Source organism: Streptomyces sp. NRRL WC-3618 (genome assembly GCF_001280005.1).
In the GTDB taxonomy this organism is placed as follows: domain Bacteria; phylum Actinomycetota; class Actinomycetes; order Streptomycetales; family Streptomycetaceae; genus Streptomyces.
Map to the genome: position 1 here is coordinate 1 of NZ_LGDW01000054.1, position 19,290 is coordinate 19,290.

Annotated in this window: 16 protein-coding genes and 2 pseudogenes; 7 read left to right on the top strand and 11 right to left on the bottom strand. The window is 71.0% G+C overall.

The genetic code is table 11. The features are described from left to right. A pseudogene (locus ADL01_RS45865) lies at positions 1 to 252 on the top strand (zinc ribbon domain-containing protein); the annotation flags it as partial. A gap of 534 nt (positions 253 to 786) precedes the next feature. Here ADL01_RS45865 and ADL01_RS45870 read toward each other — a convergent pair. The 3 genes and pseudogenes from ADL01_RS45870 to ADL01_RS41505 all read right to left on the bottom strand — a co-directional run bounded on the left by ADL01_RS45870 (position 787) and on the right by ADL01_RS41505 (position 3,488). Then, on the bottom strand, positions 787 to 1,419 hold the full coding sequence (locus ADL01_RS45870; protein ID WP_234354544.1) for a hypothetical protein: 633 nt from the start codon (positions 1,417 to 1,419) through the stop codon (positions 787 to 789). A gap of 570 nt (positions 1,420 to 1,989) precedes the next feature. Continuing rightward, positions 1,990 to 2,886, bottom strand: a pseudogene (locus ADL01_RS45875) (ice-binding family protein); the annotation flags it as partial. A gap of 389 nt (positions 2,887 to 3,275) precedes the next feature. Then, positions 3,276 to 3,488, bottom strand: coding sequence for a hypothetical protein (locus ADL01_RS41505; protein WP_078960381.1), 213 nt, complete (start codon positions 3,486 to 3,488; stop codon positions 3,276 to 3,278). A 17-nt stretch (positions 3,489 to 3,505) separates the two neighbouring features. Between ADL01_RS41505 and ADL01_RS44565 the strand changes: the two genes are divergently transcribed. Further along, positions 3,506 to 3,667 (top strand): hypothetical protein, encoded by a 162-nt coding sequence (locus ADL01_RS44565; protein WP_159049477.1) that lies wholly within the window; start codon positions 3,506 to 3,508, stop codon positions 3,665 to 3,667. Positions 3,668 to 3,693: 26 nt separating this feature from the next. Here ADL01_RS44565 and ADL01_RS07905 read toward each other — a convergent pair whose 3' ends face one another. Both ADL01_RS07905 and ADL01_RS07910 read right to left on the bottom strand, forming a co-directional pair. Further along, complete coding sequence (locus tag ADL01_RS07905; RefSeq protein WP_053741186.1) at positions 3,694 to 4,833, bottom strand: UDP-N-acetylglucosamine--N-acetylmuramyl-(pentapeptide) pyrophosphoryl-undecaprenol N-acetylglucosamine transferase; 1,140 nt, start codon at positions 4,831 to 4,833, stop codon at positions 3,694 to 3,696. A gap of 196 nt (positions 4,834 to 5,029) precedes the next feature. Next, complete coding sequence (locus ADL01_RS07910; protein WP_053741187.1) at positions 5,030 to 5,473, bottom strand: ATP-binding protein; 444 nt, start codon at positions 5,471 to 5,473, stop codon at positions 5,030 to 5,032. Between the two features lie 71 nt (positions 5,474 to 5,544). Between ADL01_RS07910 and ADL01_RS07915 the strand changes: the two genes are divergently transcribed. Both ADL01_RS07915 and ADL01_RS07920 read left to right on the top strand, forming a co-directional pair. Continuing rightward, positions 5,545 to 5,955, top strand: a complete 411-nt coding sequence (locus ADL01_RS07915) for a DUF5753 domain-containing protein (protein ID WP_053741188.1) — start codon at positions 5,545 to 5,547, stop codon at positions 5,953 to 5,955. A 3-nt stretch (positions 5,956 to 5,958) separates the two neighbouring features. After that, the gene (locus ADL01_RS07920) at positions 5,959 to 6,144 is read left to right on the top strand and encodes a DUF397 domain-containing protein (protein WP_053741189.1); all 186 of its coding nucleotides are present in this window, start codon (positions 5,959 to 5,961) and stop codon (positions 6,142 to 6,144) included. 173 nt (positions 6,145 to 6,317) lie between these two features. Here the strand turns inward: ADL01_RS07920 and ADL01_RS07925 are convergent, their stop codons facing one another. Both ADL01_RS07925 and ADL01_RS07930 read right to left on the bottom strand, forming a co-directional pair. After that, positions 6,318 to 7,463: a Fic family protein gene (locus tag ADL01_RS07925; protein ID WP_053741190.1), complete on the bottom strand. Its 1,146-nt coding sequence runs from the start codon at positions 7,461 to 7,463 to the stop codon at positions 6,318 to 6,320. A gap of 247 nt (positions 7,464 to 7,710) precedes the next feature. Then, positions 7,711 to 9,006, bottom strand: coding sequence for an RNA-guided endonuclease InsQ/TnpB family protein (locus ADL01_RS07930; protein WP_078960382.1), 1,296 nt, complete (start codon positions 9,004 to 9,006; stop codon positions 7,711 to 7,713). Positions 9,007 to 9,030: 24 nt separating this feature from the next. Between ADL01_RS07930 and tnpA the strand changes: the two genes are divergently transcribed. Together tnpA and ADL01_RS07940 are read left to right on the top strand one after the other, a co-directional pair. Further along, complete coding sequence (tnpA, locus tag ADL01_RS07935; protein WP_078960383.1) at positions 9,031 to 9,459, top strand: IS200/IS605 family transposase; 429 nt, start codon at positions 9,031 to 9,033, stop codon at positions 9,457 to 9,459. 274 nt (positions 9,460 to 9,733) lie between these two features. Continuing rightward, complete coding sequence (locus tag ADL01_RS07940; protein ID WP_053741191.1) at positions 9,734 to 12,871, top strand: ATP-binding protein; 3,138 nt, start codon at positions 9,734 to 9,736, stop codon at positions 12,869 to 12,871. Here the strand turns inward: ADL01_RS07940 and ADL01_RS07945 are convergent. The 4 genes from ADL01_RS07945 to ADL01_RS07960 form a co-directional block, all read right to left on the bottom strand. Next, complete coding sequence (locus tag ADL01_RS07945; protein WP_053741192.1) at positions 12,852 to 13,643, bottom strand: ABC transporter permease; 792 nt, start codon at positions 13,641 to 13,643, stop codon at positions 12,852 to 12,854. The genes ADL01_RS07940 and ADL01_RS07945 overlap by 20 nt on opposite strands. Continuing rightward, positions 13,640 to 14,659, bottom strand: coding sequence for an ATP-binding cassette domain-containing protein (locus ADL01_RS07950; protein WP_053741193.1), 1,020 nt, complete (start codon positions 14,657 to 14,659; stop codon positions 13,640 to 13,642). The genes ADL01_RS07945 and ADL01_RS07950 overlap by 4 nt, the downstream gene beginning before the upstream one ends. Positions 14,660 to 14,866: 207 nt before the next feature. Continuing rightward, the gene (locus ADL01_RS07955) at positions 14,867 to 17,257 is read right to left on the bottom strand and encodes a PQQ-binding-like beta-propeller repeat protein (protein ID WP_053741194.1); all 2,391 of its coding nucleotides are present in this window, start codon (positions 17,255 to 17,257) and stop codon (positions 14,867 to 14,869) included. A gap of 211 nt (positions 17,258 to 17,468) precedes the next feature. Then, on the bottom strand, positions 17,469 to 18,230 hold the full coding sequence (locus ADL01_RS07960) for a VOC family protein (protein ID WP_053741195.1): 762 nt from the start codon (positions 18,228 to 18,230) through the stop codon (positions 17,469 to 17,471). Positions 18,231 to 18,400: 170 nt separating this feature from the next. Here ADL01_RS07960 and ADL01_RS07965 point away from each other — a divergent pair, with 170 nt between their 5' ends. Further along, the gene (locus ADL01_RS07965; RefSeq protein WP_078960384.1) at positions 18,401 to 19,048 is read left to right on the top strand and encodes a TetR family transcriptional regulator; all 648 of its coding nucleotides are present in this window, start codon (positions 18,401 to 18,403) and stop codon (positions 19,046 to 19,048) included. The last annotated feature ends 242 nt before the right edge of the window (positions 19,049 to 19,290 follow it).

A 19,290-nucleotide genomic window follows, 5' to 3' on the forward strand; every position in this document is an offset into this window, starting at 1 on the left:
CCCGCGACACCGGCCCCCGCGACACCGCACCCGTCCGCCCCCGCCCCACAACGCCCGTCCACCGACGCGACCACGGACCCCACCGGCCTCGACGAACCGCCCGCCGGGGCGCCCGACACCCCGACGGAGGCAGCGTCACCGGTACCCACAGACGGGCCTTCGACAGCGCCGACTCCGGCGGAGGTCGTGCCGTCGCCGGGCCCGGGCGGGAGCGGGGCCACAGCGGCGGCGGACAGCACGGTGGCGCCGTAAGTGCAGAGCGAAGGGGGTTCGAACGACGGACGGGCGAACTCGCCGAGTCCAGCTACCTGATCACCGGTTCACTCGCTCCCCCAGCCGTGAGCATTCTGACGATCAGCGCATCCGCCCGCGTGCTTGCGTCTGCTTGCGTCTGCTTGCGTCTGCCTGCGGACGGATGCGCCCGATGACATATTGCACGCACTCGTCCGCGCCCTCGCCGGTCAGCCCGGACCGGCCGACCAACCATGCCGCTCCCCGACTCCAACACCGCCATCAGCGCGTGCGGCTACTTCCGGGCCGCCCAGCAGGCCCCCCTGAACCGGCTCCCCGGGCCAGTCATCCACCGGCGACCTCACGGTGAGCCGCCCGCACGAAGAGCGTCGTGCGCCGGGAAGTGTGACATCTGTGCGCTCCGCAAATTGTGCTTCTGCGACCACTCGCGAGCGCCACTGAGCCCCCGGACGATGTGTCCAGGGGCTCGGTGGCCGAACGGCGGACCGGACGGCTTATGTGGTTGATCGAGCTTCAGCCCCTGCCTGCGATGGGCTAGTCCTGTCGGGTTGCTGTACCCCGCCGGGTCCGCTTCATGGCGAAGAAGGCCGAGCCTCCAATGAATACCAGCGCGGCCACAGTGGCGGCCATGATGCCGGTCTCGCTGCTTGAGCCGGCCGCCGCGAGGTCTGGCGACGCCTCCTTCGACGGCTGGCCGGTGGCGGCGCTCACGGGGGCCACGTTGACGCTCTTGGCTGTGTGGCCGGGACCGTAGTGGCCCGGAGCATCGTCGAGGCCGCCTGGCAGGAGGTCGGCCCACGGGGGCTTGCCCTGGTAGTGGACGTCGTGACCGTGGCCGGGCTTGCCGTGGTCGTCACCGCGACCGTGTTCACCCTCGTCACCCTGATCGTCATAACCGTGGCCGGGCTTGCCGTGGTCGTCACCGCGACCGTGCTCACCCTCATCGCCCTGATCGTCATAACCGTGGCCGGGCTTGCCGTGGTCGTCACCGCGACCGTGCTCACCCTCATCGCCCTGATCGTGGTGACCGTGGTGACCGTGATCGCCCGAGTCACCCTTTTCGCCCTTGTCGCCGCGAGGCCCCTTGTGCCCTGCGGGTCCGGCGGGTCCGGCGGGTCCGGCGGGTCCGGCAGGTCCGGCAGGTCCGGCAGGTCCGGCAGGTCCCACAGGTCCGGCGGATCCGGCAGGTCCGGCAGGTCCGGCAGGTCCGGGGGAGCCGACGGGGCCAGGAGCACCGGGCTTGCCGTTCGGGCCAGGAGCACCGGGCTTGCCGTTCGGGCCAGGGGCACCGGGCTTGCCGGTCGGGCCAGGGGCACCGGTCGGCCCAGGAGCACCAGGGGCACCAGGGCTACCGGTCGGGCCAGGGGCACCGGTCGGGCCAGGAGCACCAGGGGCACCAGGGCTACCGGTCGGGCCAGGGGCACCGGTCGGGCCAGGAGCACCAGGGCTACCGGTCGGGCCAGGGGCACCGGTCGGGCCAGGAGCACCGGGAACGCCCGGAGCACCGGTCGGGCCGGGAGAGCCCGTCGGTCCAGGAGAGCCCGTCGGGCCCGGAGAACCCGTCGGACCGGGAGAGCCCGTCGGACCGGGAGAGCCCGTCGGGCCCGGAGAACCCGTCGGGCCGGGAGGTCCGCTCGGGCCGGGAGGTCCAGGCGGGCCAACGGCGCAGGCCGCCCTCGTAATGGTGTTGTTGTCCAGCGTGACCGCGCCATTGCGCGCCAGGGCGCGGCCGAGGATCACGGCGCCGTTGTTCAGCGTGATGGATGTCAGGGCCAGGATGTTGCCCTTGAACTGGGAACTCGTGTCGATGGTGGCGGAGCTGCCCACCTGCCAGAACACGTTGCAGGCATTCGCTCCGTTGATCAAGGCCACGACGCTCGCCGGAGCCGTGATCAGGGTCGAGGGGATCTGGAAGATGAAGACGGCGTCGGGGTTGTTCTGGCCGTCGAGAGTGACCGTTCCGGTGATGTTCAGCGTCGACGAGGCCGTGTAGACGCCGGGCGCCAGCGTTAGTCCGCCGATGTCGGCCGGAGTGGCGGTGCCGGGTCCCCGGCTTGCCGCGTCGTTGTAGGCGACGACGAGGTCGGACTTCGCCTGAGCGGCGGCGGCGTCGGTGATGTGCTGTGTTCCGTTGACGATGCCGGGCGGAAAGCCGGTCACCGCGGTGCCTGGATGGAGCCCCAGGTCTCCGTTGATGACGGTGGGGTTCGTGTTGGTGATCGTCGAACCGGCCAGGACCGCGTAGCTGGTGGCGGTCCCCAGTCCCACGGGGGCTTCCAGGGCGTGAGCGAGGTTTGGGACCCCCAGGGTCGCCGCCGCCAGGAGCGCCGCGGGGAGCAGCACGAGTGCTCCCCGTCTGAACAGATTGCGTCTAGGTCTTCTGTCGGGTGGACCCGACAGGATGACGTCCAATGCCACAGCAGAGACCTTTCTTGTTGCTTCGGGTCTCAGTCCTCCCAAGGAGGATCCCGAGCGCCCGCGACGATGGCTACTCAGGGCCGCGAGCCCCTCTACCTGCGCCGATGCGCAGGCTCCCCCTGAGGGGACCGAGAGCGACTCCCTGCCCGACAGGTAGTGATACGCCGTCACGCGGGAGTAGTCACGCACATTTCGCAACAATAGGCCGTAAATCATAAAAAAGTATCTACGCGAGTGACGGGACGTCAGGAACCGGCCGCACGTCCGTGCGAATCCGTCGTGTCGTCAAAGTGGAGAGCACGCCGACGGCGTCCCCTGCCGCCGCATTGCTGAACCGGCGGGCATCTCGTGCGTGACCGCGATCCGCTGGCGAAGTCCGGAATTCGGCAGGGAAGCCAACTACTGATGGGCCGCACCCCGTTGCGGCGGGCCGCCCGTGGGAGGTGTGGCGCACTTGCCGTCCTGCCGGGTGGGCGGACTGCCGCGAACCGTGACGTCGACAGCGTGTGCGGCTGCGGGCCTCAAGGCCGGCGTCGGGCAGGACGTGAAAGAGCCCGGCCGGGATGACTGCGGACCGGCTGGGCTCTGGGCGTGTGGTGCTCTGGTCAAAGGTTCTCGTCGTGCAGGTCCTCTTCGCGCAGCAGGTCGTCCTCGCGACGGCGCGAGGTCTCCTTCTGGCCCTGCTTCGGGCCTTGCTTCTGCCCCTGCTCGCGCGACGACTTGCCCGGCTGGGGGTGCGCGGGGTCTCCGGGGCGCTGGTGCTCTTGCGCTTCGCGGCCCTTGCCCGGCTCCTGGCGCTTGTCCTGCGTACCGCCCATGACGGCGACTCCTTTTGATGCGTGGGTACGGATTCCTCCCGGACCACGCTGACACACACAGTGACGGCCCGCATCATGTCGGCAACCGGGACGTTCCCGACCCCTACGGAGGTGACGAGAACGCGTTCACCGCGTGCGCGGACCTCGTCGAGGCGGCCGTACAGCAGCACCTTCCCTGAGGGCACCCGGGGCCGGGTTTCGAGACCTACTCCCCGGCCGCCGCGAGCACCACGTCGACCAGTCGCTCGGCGGCGTCGGGACGGCCGTACGCACGGGCCCGCCCCGCCATCGCCGAGCGCCGCTCAGGGTCGGCCAGCAGCGGCGCCAGCACTTCACGCAGCCGCTCCGGGGAAACGTCGTCGACCAGCGCGAGTGCGGCCCCGTTGTCCGCCAAGTGCCGGGCGTTGTGCACCTGTTCGTTTCCGGCCGACGTGGCGAGCGGAACGAACACGCCCGGCTTGCCGAGCGCGGTCAGCTCGGCGATCGTCCCGGCACCGCTGCGGGAGACCACCAGGTCGGCCAGCGCGAGCACATCGGGCAGCTCGGCCCCCACGTACCCGGTGAGGTGGTAGCGCGCCGCGCTCGACGCCGACAGGCTCGCGGTGTCCTGCCGCAGCTGCGTGACGTTGTCGGGACCGCACTGGTGGATCACGTTGGCGTTCTCCACCAGCCACGGCAGCACGTCGCGTACCAGGTGGTTGATCTGCTGCGAGCCCTGCGCGCCACCGGTCACATAGACAGTCAGCAGACGGCGATCGAATCCGCGCAGGCCCAGCGCCTCGATCGCCTTGTCGGCCTGCCCGGTGAACACCTCGGCCCGCACCGGATTGCCGGTGACCACCGCTGCGGCACGCACGCTGTCCGACAGCAACGGAAGCGTCGACTCCGACGACACCGCGACACGTGTCGCCGCTCCGGCGAGCGTGCGGTTGGCCAGGCCCAGCCGCACCGTCTGCTCGTGCACGACCAGGGGAACTCGGCACAGTCGGGTCGCCGCGACACCGACCGGCACCGCGACGTATCCGCCCGTCGCCAGTACCACGTCGGGACGGAATCCGTTGATCGCCTTCCGGGCCTGGAGCACCCCGAGCGGAACCCGGCTCATGTCCGCCACATTCGACGGCGAGACCAGCTTGAGAGGGTTGCTCGATCGTCGGATCTTGCCCGTGGCCACCGACGTGAACGCGATGCCCTCAGCAGCCGCGACCCTGGACTCCAGACTGTCGGCCTTGCCCACCCAGAGGACATCCAGCCCGCCACCCTGCCCCGCGAGCCGAGCTTGGAGGGTACGGACCGCGGTCAGGGCCGGATACGTGTGGCCCCCGGTTCCGCCACCCGTGACCATCAGTCGGAAGGGCCGTCCAGCCCTGGGGGGAATGCGGTGATCACTGTTCACAGAGAAGTCCAGTCACTCTCGAACGCCAGACAGGAACCGGCCGCCACAGAGCCCACCGAGGGGTGTGAGGCCAATACTTGAGCCTCCCACAACCGGTACACGGTCTCCCGGTGTCCCCCGGTCACGACGCCCGTCGCCAGCTCCGTCACTCCTTGACCCCGACAAGCGGAACGGCACCACACGGTGCGACAGCGACCCCCCACTCCGCCCACACCGTCTTCCCCACCCCCTCGCGCGGCCCCACCCCCCACTGCTCGGCCAGCGCCCCCACCAGCAGCAGCCCTCGCCCGAACTGGTCATCGCCGGTCACCTCACGCGGACACGGCACCCTCTCCCCGCGCGGATCGCTGACCTCGACGCGCAGCGCGGCGGACGTGGCGGTGAGGCGTACGCGGATGAGCCGCCCCCGGATGCTCCCGTGCAGCAGCGCGTTGGTCATCAACTCACTGACGACCAGGGCAGTGTCCCCGGCCAGCTCCGGGTGCCCCCACGCGGCGACCAGGCGGGCGGTGCGGTGGCGGGCGAGGGGGACGCTGCGGGCTACGGGGGTGTAGTCGAGGCGGTCTTCTTGGAGGAGGGGGTCGGACATGGGGGGCACCTCCGAGTGCTTGGGGTGATCGGTTGAGCACTGAAGGTAGCGACTAACCCGAGATCGAGCGCATGGTCGAGATCCGTATGCGCCGCCAGGCACGTCTGCACGACGAGCGCCCCCTTGAGGTGTACGCCATCGTCTGGGAAGCGGCACTACGGCAGCAGATCGGCGGGCCGGACACCATGCGCGCTCAGCTGGAGCACCTGCTGAAGGTGGCCGAACTGCCCAACATCCGTCTACAGGTCCTGCCGTACCGTGCGGGCGGACACCCTTGTATTTCAGGTCCGTTCACTATCGTCTCGTTCGTGGAGACCGAGGCCGTAGACGTGGTCCATGCCGACGCCATCGCCTCTACTGTGTGGGTGGAAAACGAATCCGAAAGTGCCGCGTACAGCGGGTTCTTCGACCGTACGGCCAGGCTGAGCCTTGCCCAGCACGACTCGGCCCGGCTGATCGACACCATCCGCCAGGAGTTCTGACCCATGCCCGAATTCGACTTCGTGAAGTCCAGCTACAGCAACACCGGAGGCCAGTGCGTCGAAGTCGCCCGCAACACCCGCGGAGTCGTCGCCGTCCGTGACTCCAAGACGACACCCCTCGGTTCCCCCGAAACCCCCATACTCCGCCTCTCCCCCACCGCCTGGCGGGAGTTCACCGCCGCACAGTGAACCGGGGCAGCCCTGAGACGCGGATCGGGACTGGAAACGTGTGACTGATTCAGCCGTTCAGCGAAACGGCTGGCCGCTGAAGGGCCTCCATCAAAGTTTCGTCCCGGACGCCGCCCGCCCCCTGGCCCGAAGCTCACGCGACGACATGAGCGGGGCGAGCACGACGAGCGCTCTCACGGCTGACGGTAAGGCTCGCGGTACAGATCAGCGTGGACCTCCGCGTGCACCTCGGAGCGGATCTTCCGGAGAACGGTTCCTCCGATGTACCTCTGGGTGCGGGCGTGGCCGACGGACTCGATGAGGTCCAGGCTGCGCAGGGTGCGGAGGTCGGCCAGGGCCTGGTCGCGGGTGAGGGCTTCCTCGGCCTGGTAGGTGGTTCGCCGCAGGTGCCCTTCGGTGGCGGCGTACAGGGCGGAGACGGTGCGTTCGCCGAGCCGGTGCTGCTCGGCGAGGCGCTCCAGGCGGAACCAGACCCGGGACGCCGCTTCGAAACGGCGCTGCACCTCCTGAGCCTGGAGGTGGTGGGCGGTAAGGCAGAACCTGATCCAGGAGGCCGCATCACGCTCCGGCTGCCAGGAGCCGCCTTGCACGGTGCGCAGGGCGCCGTAGTACTCAAGGGTGTTGAACTCGTCCGCGCCGAGCCACTCCTCGATGCTGGAGAACTCGGGGGCGAGGATGCCCTCGCGCGCCAGGACGAGGGTGTGCACGGCGCGGGACATCCGGCCGTTGCCGTCGCGCCAGGGGTGGATGCAGACGAGGTTGAAGTGGGCCATGGAGGCACGTACGAGGGCCGGGGCCTCGAGGTCGCCTTCGGCAAGCCAGTGGACAAGCTCGTCCATGAGGGCGGGTACGTGCTCGGGTTCCGGGGCGGTGTAGACGGGCGGACGGTTCGGGCCGCCGGAGACCCATACTCTGCTGGTGCGGTACTCGCCGGGGCGCACCTCCCGGTCGGCGCCCCTGGCCATCATGAAGTGCAGGGCCGAAAGCAGCGTGTGGTCCCAGGCGAAGATCTGGAAGTCCGCAGCGTGCTGGATGTAGGTGAGGGCGTCGCGGTAGCCGGTGACGGCGTTACGAGTGGCCTCGTCGGTCTCGGGGGAGATGTCCCCGCCGGCGATCAGGGTCTCGGCGTCCTCGGAGCTGATCGTGTAGCCCTCGATATGGGTCGAGCCTCGAACCGCGGCCGCGGTGAGCGACCGGCGGAGCTGCCCCTCCCAGCGGCGGGGCTGAGCGAGCCGGTGACGGACCCTGGAGCGGAGCGCCTCGATCTCCTCGACGACACGACGGTCGTCCGGCGTGAGGGAAGGCGTGGCGAACAGCATCCTTCGACACTACAACACACGTAGGGTCTCAGGGTCGAGGAAATTCCGCCTGGCGGAGGTCACGGCCGCGCGGTGATCCCGATGATCCCGGCGAGAATGAGGTCGATGCCGGCCAGGAACTCCTCCTGGTACGGACCGCGTCCTGTGGCGTGGCGTCGTCGGTGGCCGTGGCGGCGCCGAGGAGCTTCATTCTTGCCCGTGACGTGCCATTGAAGCTCTCTCCTGGATGGATCCGGGAGATTCCTGCCTACCTTGCGGTGGCGGGTTTGACGCCGTTCGAAGCGCGCCTGACGACTGCCCTCCCGGCAGCCGGGACGAGCGCGTGGCCCGTCCGGTATCGGTGAAGCACGGTGCGGGCGGCGTTGGTGTCGGCGTTGCCTTGCCAGCCGCACGCGGGGTTGTTGCACAGGAACTCGGCCTGGTTCCTGCGGCTGCCCGGGGTCACCGTGTGGCACTGGGAGCATTCCTGGGAGGTGCCCGGGGCGGGCACCTCGGCCAGGAGTCCGCCCCGGCGGGCGAGCTTGGAGGCCAGGAGGTGCACGGTCCGTCCCCAGGCTTCGCCGAGGATGGCACGGTTCAGGCCGGCCTTCTGCGCGACCTGCCTGCCGGGCTGCTCGACGGTGCCCTTCGCGGACTTGGTCATGTTCGTGATGTGCAGTGCTTCGACGACCACCGTGCCGTACGTGTCGGCGAGGACGGTGGTGGTTTTGTGCTGCCAGTCCTCGCGTCGGCGCTTGGCTGTCGCGCGGATGCGGGCGATCCGGTCGTAGGTCTTGCTCAGGCGGCGGCTGGTGCGCTCGCCCTTCTTACGGTGGCTCTTGCGGCGGGCCGCTCGCTGCTCGTAGTGGAGCAGGCGGGCTTCTTCCCTCTTGCTGAGCCATGGGCCGTGGTGGGCGGTTTCGCCGTCGGACAGGGCCAGCGGGACGGTGATCCCGGCATCGATGCCGACCTCGGGCCCCGGATGTTCTGTGGGGGCTTCGGTCAGGGCCTGGACGCGGAAGGCGATGTGCCAGCCCAGAGCGTCCTTGACCAGCCTGGCCCCGGTGATCCTGTTGTCCTTGTCCGCGCCCTTACCGACCGGGAGGTCTTTGGTCCAGCGGAAGCGGACCCGGCCGAGCTTGGGGATGTTGACCATGCCCCACCGGCGGTGCACCCGCACCACGTGCAGGTCGCGGCCCTGCGGGATGTCGATGCTCATCCTCGTACGGAAGCGGCCCTTGAACTCTGGCGCCTGAGCCCGGCCCTCCCAGCAGTTCTTCCACGCCTGGAAGTAGGTTTTCAGCACCGCCTGGGCGGCCTGCGCGGGCAGCACACCGAGCCAGTCCAGCTCCCTGCGCCCCTGGCGGATGACCGCGTCGGCCGCCGCCAGGGTCCGCTTCGCCTTCGGGAGCATCAGCCACCAGTCGTGCAGCAGGTTCCAGGTGGTGCGCCCCGCATGCCCTTGTGCGTCCAGGACCGCCACCTGGGCAGGGTCGAGCGCCAGCCGGGCACGATGCCCGAACTGCCGCTTCACCAGCCCTTGTTGGCTCTCCTGTTGCTCCATGCGTGCCGACGCTAGCATTGGTTTATGTCACCTCGCTGGAAGCAGAACAAGGATGTCAGAACCGGTCGTCATGTGGTCTACAACCTCCATGCCCACTTGGTCTTTGTCACCAAATACCGTCGTGGAGTGTTCACAGAGGCGATGCTGGACCGGTGCGAGGAGATCATGCGGGAAGTCTGCGCGGACTTCGAGGCCGAACTGCGTGAGTTCAACGGCGAACACGACCATGTCCATCTCCTGGTGCGCTATCCGCCCAAGGTCGCCCTGTCGAAGCTGGTGAACTCACTCAAGGGAGTCTCCTCACGCCGCCTGCGCCAGGAGTTCGAACCCCACGTGCGCCGCTACCTGTGGGGCGGTCACTTCTGGTCCGGCTCCTACCTCGCCGCCTCCTGCGGCGGGCCACCCCTCACCGTCGTCAAGCAGTACATCCGCCAGCAGCAACGCCCGGCCTGACCACACGCACTCCGGCTCCGCCGGAACACCGCCCCGACGCTCCGCGCCAGTTCATGACAACACCAGACACTGCGGCGCTCCGCGCCCCTACAACCGGATCGGCTTCACCTCCACCGTGAACGGCGGAGCACTACCGATGGACTTGGTAGATCGCACCAGGCCCCGTGGAGAGGCGCCGGGCCAGTGCGATGACCTCGATGCCCCCGACAGCCGCCCGCGCCAGCGGGAGTTCACCGGCCGCGCGGTGCACCGGCCCCTTGGCTACGCTGCACGCATGCCCACCGACCTGACCCTCCTCCCGCGCGTCGCCTGTCGCGGACAGGAAGTCACCGCGCCCCGCCTGCGCGCCCTCCTCGCCCTCCTCGCGGGCGACCTGCGCACCGGCTGCGGTGCCGAGCGGCTGGTCGCGGGGCTGTGGCCGGAGGAGTTGCCGGAGCGGCCGGGGAAGGCGCTGCAGGTTCTGGTGTCCAGGGCGCGGGCGTCGCTGGGCGCGGACCTCATCGTCAGCACGCCGACCGGATACCGCCTCGACCTCGCCGAGGAACAGGTCGATTCCTCCGCCCTGTTGCTGCACGCCGCCGCGAGCGGGGAGCGCGCCAGGGCCGGGGATCACGCGGGCGCGCTGGCCGCCGCCGGGGCCGGGCTCGCACTGTGGGAGGGGGCGACGGGCGAGGCCGGCGACGACAGCGGCGACCCCGTGGCCGCGCTGCGCGCCGAGCGTGCCCCCGTACGCACCGCCCTCGTCCGCGCGCGGGCCCTCGCGCTCGCCCGCCTCGGGCGCCACGCGGAGGCCGCCGGGCCGCTGGCCGTGGCAGCCGCCGAGCATCCGCGCGACGAGGAGGTGCTCGCCGAACTGCTGCGCGCCGAGGCGGCGACAGCGGGACCGTCCGCCGCCCTGACTCGGTACGAGGCCTACCGACGGGGGCTGCGCGAGACCCTCGGCACGGACCCGGGGGCCCACCTCAAGTCCGTACAGCAGGAGTTGCTGGCGGGTGAGCCGCCCGTGATCAGGCACGGTGTGCCGCACGAGCCGAACCCGCTGCTCGGGCGGGACGACGACATCGCCGAGGTCGAGCGGCTGCTGCGCGCCTCGCGAGCCGTCACCGTCGTCGGTCCCGGGGGCCTCGGCAAGACCCGGCTCGCGCACGCCGTCAGCCGTCGGGCCGAGCAGCGCGTGGTGTATTTCGTGCCGCTCGCCGGTGTCACCGCCGACGCGGACGTGGCCGCCGAGGTCGCCTCCGCGCTCGGTGCGGGCGAGAAGCGGCCCGGTGCCATGAGCAGCCCCGACCCCGTGCCCGGCATCCTCGGCGTGCTCGGCACCGGGCCCGCGCTGCTGGTCCTGGACAACTGCGAGCAGGTCGTCGCCGGTGCCGCCGCCCTCGTACAGGCGTTGGTCTCGTCCGCCAAGGACCTGCGGGTGCTCGCCACCAGCCGGGCCCCGCTGGGCCTCACCTCGGAGGCGGTGTACGCGCTCCCGGAGCTCCAACTCGCCACCTCCGTCGAGCTGTTCACGCAGCGCGCCAGGGCCGCTCGGCCCGGTGTGGAGCTGCCGCCGGACGCGGTGGCCGGGCTGTGCCGCCATCTCGACGGGCTGCCGCTCGCCGTGGAGCTGGCGGCGGCGCGGGTGCGGGTGCTGTCGGTGCCGGAGATCGCCCGCCGCCTCGGCGACCGGTTCGCGCTGCTGCGCGGCGGCGCCCGGGACGTACCGGAGCGCCACCGCACGCTGCACGCGGTCGTCGACTGGAGCTGGAACCTCCTCGCCGAGGAGGCCAGGGCCGCGCTGCGCCTGCTGTCCGTCTTCCCCGGCGGCTTCGCCGGTGAGACGGCGGAGCAAGTCCTGGGCGAGGATGCGCTGTTGCTGCTGGAGCAGTTGGCCGACCAGTCCCTGCTCACCGTCGCGGACACCCCGGCCGGTGTCCGCTTCCGCATGCTGGAGACCGTACGGGAGTTCAGCGCGACCCGGCGGGTGGAGGCGGGCGAGGAGGACGAGGTCGTCGACCAACTCCTCCGCTGGGCACGGGACTTCGGGGTCGAGTACCACGACTGGCTCTTCAGCTCCGAGCCGCTGGCCGCCCGGGAGCGGATCAGGGCCGAGCAGGACAACCTCGTACTGGCGCTGCGGCACGCGCTGGTCCGCACGGACGGCCCCACTCTCGCCGCCCTCACCGCGGTCCTCGCCGCCCTGTGGTCCACCGGCTCCGACTACCCCCGCCTCACCGCCCTCGCCGCGGACACCGGCCCGCCGCTGTCGCACTACCGCCCCGAGCCCGAGTACGTCGAAGTCGCCCGCGCCGCCGCCGTGTTGTGCACGGCGAGCCTGTTCATGGGCTACGGCCCGCACGTCGTACGCCAGTTGGTCACCCTCCGACGGCTGCCCCCGGCCCCGCCGGACACGCTGTTGCGCGCCGTCGCGGTGGTGCTGAGCGCCGTCCCCGAGATGCGTCCGCCGGACTACGCCGTGCTGCGGGAGCTCTGCGAGAGCGAGCGGCCGCTGCTCGCCGGCATCGCCGAGTGCGTCGCCACGTACGTCTGGGAGGCGGAGCACGACATCGACCGCGCGCTCGCCTCCGCCCGCCGGATCGTCGCCGTACTGGGACCGGTCGACAACCCGTTTCTGCAGGTCATGGGGCACGCCCGGCTGAGCGAGCTGTGCTTGCGGACCGAGCGGGGGGAGGCCGCGTACGAACACCTCGGGGCGGCGCTGCGGGCGCTGCCCCGGCTCGGCGACGAGCACGACCTCATCGGCATCCGCTGGGGCCTCGTCCTCGCCTGCCTGCAACGCGGCGACCCCGACGAGGCCGAGTACTGGCTGCGGCAGGCCGAGAGCGCCAGGGCCACACAGCAGGACGACTACGGTATGGACCTCCTCGGGCGCGCCGAGATCGCGCTCGCCCGGGGACTGACGGAGGTCGGGCTCGGCCTGTGGCGCAGCGCCGTGCGGCCGCTGACCACGGCCGACTCGGCACCCGGCGGCGGCGACCCCTTCTTCGACCGGTGGGTGCTGCAGCTCCTGTCGGTGGCGGTGACGGCGCACGCCCACGCCGGCCGTCTCGCCCTGGTCGCGGAGCCGGTCGACCGACTGCGGCAGAGGCTGCGGGCGCTGCTCTCCGCTCCGGCCGGCTCGCCCATGGAGCTTCCGGTGCTCGGGACGGTGCTGCACGCCCTCGGCATGGCGGAGCTCGCTTCCGGCGACGACGCCCTGGCCGCCGTACGGATGCTCGCGTTGGCCGAACGGCTGGGGGTGCTGCGGGACTTCCAGCCGACGATGTCGGCGGACCGCGCCCGGCGGGCGGCCGAGGAAGCCGACGGGGCGGCGTACGCCGACGCGGTGTCGGAGTACGCCGCCCTGGGGCGGGACGAGCTGCGGGAGGCGGCCCGCGCTGTCATGGCGGTTACTTCGGGTCGCGGTTGAACAGCGACGTCGACCAGCGGTAACCGAGCACGGTCAGGCCGACGCACCAGGCGAGCGCGATCCACCAGTTGTTGCCGATCTCGGTGCCGAGGAGCAGCCCACGGAGGGTTTCGATGGCGGGCGTGAAGGGCTGGTACTGGGCGATCGGCTGGAACCAGCCCGGGATCGCGTCGATCGGCACGAAGGCGCTCGAGATGAGCGGGAGGAGGATCAGCGGCGTCGCCATGTTGCTGGCCGCCTCCGGGGTCGGGCTGGCCATGCCCATCCCGACCGCGATCCAGGTGAGCGCCAGGGTGAACAGCGCGATCAGTCCGAACGCCGCGAGCCACTCCAGGGCCGTGGCGTCCGTGGACCGGAAACCGATGGCCACGGCGATGGCACCGACGAGGACCAGGCTGGCGAGCACCTGCAGCACGCTGCCGACGACGTGCCCGACGAGCACGGACCCGCGGTAGACCGCCATCGTGCGGAAGCGGGCGATGAGTCCCTCGGTCATGTCCATGGAGACGGAGACCGCGGCCCCGATCACGGTGGAGCCGACGGTCATTATCAGGAGGCCCGGGACGAGGTAGGCGATGTAGGCGGAGCGGTCCGCGCCGCCGCCACCGATGCCCGCGCTCATCACGTCCCCGAAGACGTAGACGAAGAGCAGGAGCAGCATGATCGGGGTGAGCAGCAGATTCAGCGTCATGGACGGGTAGCGGCGCACGTGCAGCAGGTTGCGGCGCAGCATCGTGGACGAGTCGCGTACGGCGAGAGAGAGGGCGCTCATCGGACGTTCTCCTTGGACTGGCTGGGCACGGTGGTGGTGGTCGTTGCGGCAATCGTGGCGCCGGCCGTTGTGCTGCTCGTTGTGCTGGTCAGGGCGAAGAACACGTCGTCGAGATCGGGGGTGTGCACGGTCAGTTCGTCCGCCTCGACGCCGGCCGAGTCCAGCCAGTCGAGGACGGCGCGCAGTTCGCGCTGGGTACCGTCGCTGGGGATGCTCAGGGACAGCGACTCGTCGTCCCTGGTGGCCTCGCGCAGGGCGACGGCGGCGGACCGGTAGGCGACCGGGTCGGTGAAGCGCAGCCGCACATGCCCGCCCGGGACCAGCCGCTTCAGTTCGTCCGCGGTGCCCTCGGCGGCGATCCTGCCGTCGTTCAACACCGCGATACGGTCGGCGAGTTCGTCGGCCTCCTCCAGATACTGGGTGGTGAGGAAGACGGTGACGCCGTCGGCGACCAGCCCGCGGATGATCTGCCACATGTTGTGGCGGGAGCGCGGATCGAGGCCGGTGGTCGGTTCGTCGAGGAAGATGATCCGCGGGTTGCCGACCAGCGTCATGGCGAGGTCGAGGCGGCGCTTCATGCCGCCGGAGTAGGTGGAGGCGGGCTTCTTCGCGGCCTCGGTGAGGTCGAAGCGCTCAAGGAGCTCGGCGGCGGCCCGCCGTCCCTCCCCTCGGGAGAGGTGGTGAAGGTCCGCCATGAGGAGCATGTTCTCCTCGCCGGTGACCAGGCCGTCGACGGCGGAGAACTGCCCGGTGACCCCGATCGCGGCGCGCACGGCCTGCGCGTCGGTGGCCAAGTCATGGCCGCCTACGCGCAGTTCGCCGGCGTCGGCGGTGATGAGGGTGGAGAGGATCTTCACGGCGGTGGTCTTACCGGCGCCGTTCGGCCCGAGCAGAGAGAAGACCGTCCCGGCCGGCACCGCCAGATCGATACCGTCGAGGACGGTCTTGTCCCCGTAGGCCTTCCGCAGCCCGTTGGCCGCGATGGCGAGTGAGTGCGATGTGGTCGTCGATGTCATGCCGCAGAGCCTGCGGCAGACCACCTTCAGCGCGGTTTCACACCGGTTTCACTCCCCTGGAACCCCCTGGAACCGGGGAGGCGGGGCGCCCTATAGGGGCGCCGGGAACTGCGCGACAAGCCCCCACCGGCCCGCAGCCGAAGCGACCGCAGACACCCCCGGGCGGACCGGGGGGGCCAGGGGCGCGACGCCAACCGCCCACCCCGCTCACCCCGTACGCGCCGTCCCCGTCCCCTTCTCCGCGTCCAGCGCATACACGCACCGATCCTTGCTGCACGCGTACACCACGCCGTCCTTGACCACCGGAGCCCCGGTGATCTCACCGCCGGTCGCCAGCTTCCACCTCAGGCGGCCGTCATCGGCCTTCAGGGTGTACAGGAGGTGGTCCGTGGAGCCGAAGTGGATGCGGCCCTCGGCCACCGCCGGGGCGCCGACGATGTCGCCACCCGCCTGGAACCGCCATTTGGGGGTACCGGTGACCGCGTCGAGCGTGTAAAGGCCCTTGCCGCTGCCCACATGCACATGCCCCGCCGCCACCAGCACCGGTTCGATCGAGGCCCGCGACTCCGTCGCGATCCGCCACCGGTCCCGGCCGTCCGCCGCGTCGAGGGCGTACACCGTGCCGAGGTAGTCGGCGAGATAGACGCCGCCGCCCGTGACGGCGGGGCCGGGCGCGAAGGTGGGCGGTGAGAGGAAGACCGCCGGGGCCTCGAAGTGCCAGCGGACGTGGCCGGCGGCGACGTCGATCGCCAGAACGCGGGTGCCCGCGCTGACGTACACCTGGCCGTCGGGGCCCGGGGTCAGCCGTACCGGGACGCCGCCGCAGGACGCGGCGTCGCCGATCGGGTAGTTCCAGCGCTCGTCACCCGTACGGGCGTCCAGGGCGCGCAGTCGCGCGTCCTGCCACACGAAGACGGTGCCCTCGTGGACGTGGGGGCCGGCCTCCGGGGACTCGAAGTCCGTCTGGGCGCCGGTGAGCTCCCACAGCTTCTGGCCGGTGGCCGCGTCCCAGCCCTGGACGCCGCCGCCGCGCGTACCGGTGACGACGGTGCCCCGGTCGGCCTTCAGGGAGTACACCCAGGCGTCCGTGGACAGCCGCCACAGGTCCCGGCCCTCGCGGGCGTCGAGGGCGAACAGCGTCGGCCCGTCGGAGGCGTGGATACGGCCGTCCGCGACCGCCATCGACCAGGCGACGTCCCTCGTCTTGAAGCGGCGGCGGCCCGTCATCACGTCCAGGGCGTGCACCTCGAAGGAGGTGACGTAGACGAGGTCGCCGTCGACGGCCGGGGTGCCCCAGACGTCGTTCGACATACGGAACCGCCAGGGGCGCCAGCCCGCCGGGGACTCCGGGGGCGGCTGCGGCGCCACCGGCAGGGGGTTCGGGTCGGCGCCATTGACGCCGGGGCGGGGGCGCGACCAGGAGGCGACGAGGCCGGCCTCCGGCGGGGGCGCCTGTACGGCGGCGGCGCGGGCGTCGGCGACGCGCGGGCCGGGGCCGATGGGCACGGGGGCGCCGGCCAGCCGGACGGGGCCCGTGTCGGGGGCGCCGGTCGGCGGCAGGGCGGACGGCATGGGGCCGGGCGGGAGGCCTGGTCCGGGGCCGCGTCCGAAGCCCGGCGCCGGGTCGTGGGACGGGGGCGGCGGGATCGCGAGCCTGCCGGCGCTGCGTCCGCCGCCGGACGTCTGGGGCTTCGGCGCCGGACGGCCTCCCCGGCGCTGCTCGATGAGGGCCGTCGCCCGTTCGGGCAGCCACGCGGATGCCGTACCGCTGTCGTCGGAGCCGGAGCCGTAGAGGTGGGGGGCCAGCTGTGCCTGGAGGTCGGCGGGGTTGGGGCGGTTGGTCGCCTCCATCTGCATGCAGGACTCGATGAGGGGGCGCAGCTCGTCCGGGAGGCCTTCGAGGTCGGGGCCCTCGCGCAGCAGCATGAAGACCGTCTCCACGGGGTTCGCGCCGTGGAAGGGTGCGTGGCCGGTGGCCGCGAAGACCAGCATCGAGCCGAGCGAGAACACGTCGCTGGCGCCGGTCACGCTCCGCGAGTCCTTCGCCTGCTCGGGCGACATGTAGGCGGGCGTACCGACGGCGACGTTCGTCATCGTCAAACGCGTGTTCGAAACGCCGGACGCGATGCCGAAGTCGATGACGCGGGGGCCGTCCTCGACCACCAGCACGTTGGACGGCTTGAGGTCGCGGTGGACGAGGCCGGCGCCGTGGATGGACTGCAGTGCCTCCGCGACCCCCGCCGCGAACCAGCGCACCGCCTGGGCCGGCATCGGCCCGCACTCGTTCACTATCTCCTCGAGGGAGGGCGCGGGCACATAGGCGGTCGCCAGCCACGGGACGGCGGCCCGCGGATCGGCGTCGACGACGGCGGCCGTGTAGAAGCCGGAGACGGCCCGCGCCGCCTCCACCTCACGAGTGAAGCGCACCCGGAACAGCTGGTCCTCGGCGAGCTCCGTACGGACCGTCTTGATCGCCACGCGGCGGCCCGAGGCCGAGCGCGCGAGATAGACCAGCCCCATGCCGCCGGCGCCCAGCCGTCCCAGCACCTCGAAGGGCCCGATCCGCCGCGGATCGTGCTGCGTCAGCTGAGTCACCACTTTGCCTGCCACCTCCCCGTACGAGCCGCGTCACCCACATATGTACGCGACCTCGTGCAGCGTCTCACCACCGCCACCGCGTTGGCGGCACGCACCCCGATTCTTCCTGGCCGGAGCACAGGTTGCGAACTCGGGTCCGGATCGGGGTGTCTCCCCATAACCCCGGGCAAATGCCTCCCCCAAGGGATTCCCCGGAGTGCCCCGCGCCCGCTCAGGAGGGCCGGTGACCACTGCTGACGTGCGTCGACGTGCTCGTTTTCGTCAGGAGTGCGAACGACGCTCCCTGGTTGTCCGTGACGACCGCCACATTCCCGTACGAAGTGTCGAAGGGCGGCACCTGGACGCGGCCGCCGCTCCGGTTCACCGTCCCGAGCGCCGTCTCCATGTCCGCCACGGCGAAATGGACGAGGAAATGCGGCGGCATCTCGGCCGGGAACACCTCCGAGACGGCGGCCCGGCCGAAGTCGGGAACCGCTTCCGGTCCGAAGAGCGCGTCGCGGAAGAGGTTGCCGTAGAAGGCGTTGGCGACCTCCGTGTCCCGGGCGTACAGCTCGGCCCAGCCGAAGGTGCCGGGCTCGTGACGGCGGCCGAATCCGGCGTGCGTACCGGCCTGCCAGAGGCCGAATACGGCCCCCTCGGGGTCGGTGGCCAGCGCCATCGTCCCCAGTTCGCCCACCGGAACCGGCGCGGTGATCACCTGTCCGCCGGCCTGGTGGATCCGGGCGACGAGGTCATGGACGTGCGGGGTGGCGAAGTACACCGTCCAGACGGTGGGCATGCGGCCGTCGGCCTTGTGGGTGAGGGAGGCGACGGGTGCGCCGTCGCACAGGGCCAGCGTCAGGCCGTCCTTCTCCTGGAAGGACCACCCGAAGAGCTCACCGTAGAAACGCTTGCCCGCCTCGACGTCGGGCAGCTGGGCGTCCAGCCAGCACGGGACGCCCTCTGTGCGGGCGGATGCCCTGTTTTCGGCCATACCGTCAAGCTAACGGTCCTTCACGCATCCCGCAGAGCAGGCGGTGGGATCCGGGCGCGCGACCGGGCACAACAGCCTCTCCTGGCCCCCCAGACGCCCTCTCACCTCCTCCGCACCCCATTTGCAGTCGGCCGAATCGCGCTCCGATCACCCCTCGGTAAGCTGACGGCATGACAGGACAAGTGCGTACCGTTGACGGCCGGGTGGCCGGTCGGCGTGGGCAGGCGACCCGGCAGAAGCTCCTCGACTGCCTCAGCGAGATGCTCAGCTCCTCCCCCTACCGGGACGTCAAAGTCATCGATGTCGCCCGGAAGGCGGGGACTTCGCCCGCCACCTTCTACCAGTACTTCCCGGACGTCGAAGGCGCCGTCCTGGAGATCGCCGAGCAAATGGCCACCGAGGGCGCCGGGTTGACCCAGCTGCTCGCGGGCCGGTCATGGGTCGGCAAGGCCGGCTGGCAGACCGCCCAGGAACTCGTCGACGGGTTCCTGGAGTTCTGGCGCAGGAACGACGCGATCCTCAGGGTCGTCGATCTGGGCGCCGCCGAGGGCGACAAGCGGTTCTACAAGATCCGCATGAAGATCCTCAACTCCGTGAACAACTCCCTTACGGACACGGTCACCGAGCTACAGGCCAAGGGCAAGGTCGACAAGGACGTCAACCCCGCCGCGGTGGCCGGCTCCCTCGTCGCGATGCTCGCGGCGGTGGCCTCGCATCAGAGGGGCTTCCAGACCTGGGGCGTCAAACAGGCCGAACTGAAGCCGAACCTGGCCCTGTTGGTCCACCTGGGCGTGACCGGCCGAAAGCCGACGAAATAGCCATGCCCCTTTTATCCAGGTCCGGCGGGCCCCTTCTCGGGCCCAAGTCCTGTCACACAGGCGGTGGTTCACCCAGGTGAACCACCGCCTGCCGCGCATCACCGGCCGGTACCTGTCCGCCTACCGGCCACCCGACCGCTTCGACCACCGGCCGCTCGGCCACTCAACTCGGGCCGCCCGCCCACCCAGCCGCTCTCTCGCGCGCGCGGCGCCAGGATCGCCCCTATAGAGGGGCGCGGGGA